This window comes from Longimicrobium sp. (assembly GCF_036554565.1).
Classification (GTDB): Bacteria; Gemmatimonadota; Gemmatimonadetes; order Longimicrobiales; family Longimicrobiaceae; genus Longimicrobium.
Genome location: NZ_DATBNB010000101.1, coordinates 1 through 3,314, shown reverse-complemented (window position 1 = coordinate 3,314; position 3,314 = coordinate 1). Strand labels below are relative to the sequence as shown.

Below are 3,314 nucleotides of genomic sequence, written 5' to 3'. Positions count from 1 at the left end.
CAGCAGGCCGGGCGCGATGTGCCACATGGAGAAGGCCAGGCTGGTGACCCCCACCAGCGCCGGCGCGGACAGAAAGCCCAGCCTCCGGAACAGGAACCCGCGGAAGTACAGCTCCTCGGCCACGCCGGCGGTCACACCGGTGACCAGCGTCCACCAGACGATGGCCCAGCGGTGGAAGGGGATGGGCACGTCGCCGAACAGCGGAGCCTGCAGCGCCCGCGCGGCCATGAAGATGGCCACGCCCCCCACCGCCAGCGCGAACGCCTGCCCGGCGTCGCTCCCCAGCGACTCGCGGCGGTAGCCGATCACCTCGCGCACGCTGGTCCCCGAGCGGCGCAGCTGGCGCGCGGCGACGGCAAAGAGCGCCACGTGCACCAGCGACAGGATGACGGGCCCGGTGCCCAGCGCCGCCGCTCGCGCGGCGCGTGCGTTTCCCAGCCACGCCGTGAAGGCGGCAAACGCCAGACCGGCGCCCACAAACATCAGCAGCACGGGAACCAGCACCCATCTCCATCCCCCGCGGCGCCCCGCGGGCGCCGCCTGGGCCGGGGCGTTCGTGGCCCCCGCGTACGTCGGTTCCTCCGCGTCCGTCACACGAACTCCAGGTCGTCGATCAAGAAGGCGAAGGTCCCGCCGCCTGCCCGCCGGAAAACAGCTCCTGCCCGTCCGTCCCGCTGAAATCGCGCACGGCAGAGGCGTGCGTACGCTCCGCTCAGAACACGCAGCCGGTGCGGGGCGGGATGGCGATGACCAGGGCGTCGCCGTCGCGGCGGGGCGGCGCGCAGCGGCCCAGCACGTCCGGGCCCAGCTCCGCGGCGGGGATGCGCACCTCGGCGGCGGTGGTGTCGTTGTTCAGCGCCACCACGGTGGCCCCCCGGCGGTAGACGTACTGCTGGTCGGCCACGTGCAGGTTCACCAGCGGCCCCTGGCGCAGCTCGCCGCGCTGGGCGCGCAGCCGCAGCAGCGTCTGCACGTGCGCGAACGTGGCCTGCTCCTCGGGCGTGCGCCCCGACGCCTGGAACGCGTTGCGCGGGTCGCCGGGCCACCCGCCCGGAAAGTCGCGGCGGTTGTGGGGGTCGCCGCCGCCCGCCATGCCGATCTCGTCGCCGTAGTACAGCAGCGGCGTGCCGCGCGTGGTGAGCAGAAAGGTGTACGCCAGACGCAGCGCCTGGTGCGAGGCACCCTGCTCGCCCATGAAGCGCGCCACGTCGTGCAGCCCCAGGAAGGTCACCATCGACTGGGGGTCCTCGTACAGGTGGTCGCGCCCCAGCATCTGCACCACCTCGCGCAGCGGCTTGCCTTCCACGAACGCGCGGCGCAGCGGAAAGAAGAGGGGAAAGTCGAAGAGCGCATCCACCCCGTCGTCCATGCCGTCCCACCGCGCGCGGCCGCCGGTGAAGAACGCCACCGTCGCCGGATCGCCGTCGAACACCTCGCCCACCACGCGCATCGTGGGATGCTCGCGGCGGATCGCTGCCATCCACTCGCGCCAGAAGGAGCGCGGCACGTACGGCCAGGTGTCCTGGCGGATGCCGTCGATGCCCGTCATCCCCGCCCACCACAGGGTGTTCTGGATGATGTAGCGCGCCACCTCGGGGTCGTTCTGGTTCAGGTCCGGCAGGATGTCGACGAACCACCCCTCCAGCACCGGGCGGCGGACCTCCGGCGTGGCGTTCGGGTCCGCCAGCGTCCACACCTGCCAGTTGTTGGAAAGGTGACGATCGGCCGTGCCGTTGTACCAGGTGGGCGTGGGCGAGTCGGTGACCCAGGGGTGGTAGGCGCTGGTGTGGTTGGCCACCATGTCCAGGATGATCTTGATCCCCTGCGCGTGCGCCTCGTCCACCAGCCGCCGCAGCGCCTGCATGTCGCCGAAGCGCTCTTCGACCGCGTAGTAGTCGATGGCGTGGTAGCCGTGGTACGCGGTCGTCGGCTGCCCGTCGTAGACTTCCTTGGTGTCGAGCGTGTTGGTGTTGTCGTAGATGGGGTTCATCCAGATGGCGGTGATCCCCAGGTCGCGCAGGTACGGCAGCTTCTGGCGTACCCCCTCCAGGTCGCCGCCGTGCCAGCGCCGCGCGCCCCCGCGGTCCAGGATGCCGCGCGACACCGCCGGCTCGTCGTTGCGCGGGTCGCCGTTGGAAAACCGGTCCGGCATCAGCAGGTACAGCACGTCGTCGGGGCCGAAGCCCTGGTAGCGCCCCGTGGCCGGCAGCGCCGCCGACACGGTGAACGGCACCTGCGCCGCGCCGCCGTCCGTGCGCAGGGTGAGCGGGTACCGCCCCGGCGCCGCCGCGTCGCCAACCGTGACGTCGACGAACGCGTACGTCCCCGCCGCGTTCACCTTTACGTCTCCGCACGCCAGCCGCGGGCACTCCATGCGCGCGCCGGCCAGGTTGCGGCCGCGGATGAGCAGGCGGACGGGATTGATGGAGTGGCCCGCCCACCAGTTGGGCGGATCTACCTTGACCACCTCCGGCGCCTGCGCGTGTGCGGCACCGGCGATCGCGGCCGCGATCGCCGCGGCGAGCAGACGGAGCTTCATGACGTCGTGTCCCTGGATGGTGGATGAGGCGAGCGGTCGTCTCTGCTCGCGGCCCGCAATCTGTGCGCGCGCCGCCCCGTCCGACAAGGCGGGGCGGCGTTGGCGAGGTGGGGCACGCCCCGGTGCCGCAAACAGAACGACCGCACCCCGGGCACCGGGCTGCGGCCGTTGTGGCAGGAGGGGTTCGGGGTGCCGTCAGTCGCGCCGCCCGTGGCAACAGGTGCTGGATGGAGCGTCTCGCTCATCTCGCCGCGCGTCCACGGCGACAGCGACCTTGTAGTCTACGACGAACGCATCGTTGAGGATGCCGAGTTGGCCGACGAAGTGCTGGAACTGTATGTGGTCGGGATGTTCCAGATAGATATCGCGTGAGGCCGCGTCGTCGAAGGTGAATTGGTAGACGTGCGTGAAGCCCAGGTTCTTCTTTTCCGGGCTGTTGTTTACGCCGTGCTCGAACGACCTGATGCCCGGGATCTTGTGTGTCAGGGCCGCGAGCGCATCCGTCACCTGCTGAATCTGATCGGCGGCCGCAGCCGCCGCGTACTTGAAGATCACGATGTGACGTACCTTCTTCATTGATTCCTCCATGATCATGGTGAACACGCCGAAACACTCGATCGGCATTGCGGCACGATACATGGCCGGACGGAGTGGAACAAGACAAAAAAGTGTGCTTCGCGGGCGCGGCTACCTCACCGGCAGCACGTTGTCGGCTGAGTTGCGGTCGATGTAGAAGTTGTAGGGATCGATGCCGGCGTGCGTCGGCTTTCGGTCC

At 69.9% G+C, this 3,314-nt stretch carries 3 protein-coding genes; all 3 read right to left on the bottom strand.

The window, feature by feature from the left end:
* The coding region (locus tag VIB55_RS02755) for a CPBP family intramembrane glutamic endopeptidase (protein ID WP_331875135.1) at positions 1-594 on the bottom strand (594 nt) is incomplete at its 3' end.
* A gap of 118 nt (positions 595-712) precedes the next feature.
* Positions 713-2,539 (bottom strand): alpha-amylase family glycosyl hydrolase, encoded by a 1,827-nt coding sequence (locus VIB55_RS02750; protein WP_331875134.1) that lies wholly within the window; start codon positions 2,537-2,539, stop codon positions 713-715.
* 195 nt (positions 2,540-2,734) lie between these two features.
* On the bottom strand, positions 2,735-3,133 hold the full coding sequence (locus VIB55_RS02745; RefSeq protein ID WP_331875136.1) for a Dabb family protein: 399 nt from the start codon (positions 3,131-3,133) through the stop codon (positions 2,735-2,737).
* Between the last annotated feature and the right edge of the window lie 181 nt (positions 3,134-3,314).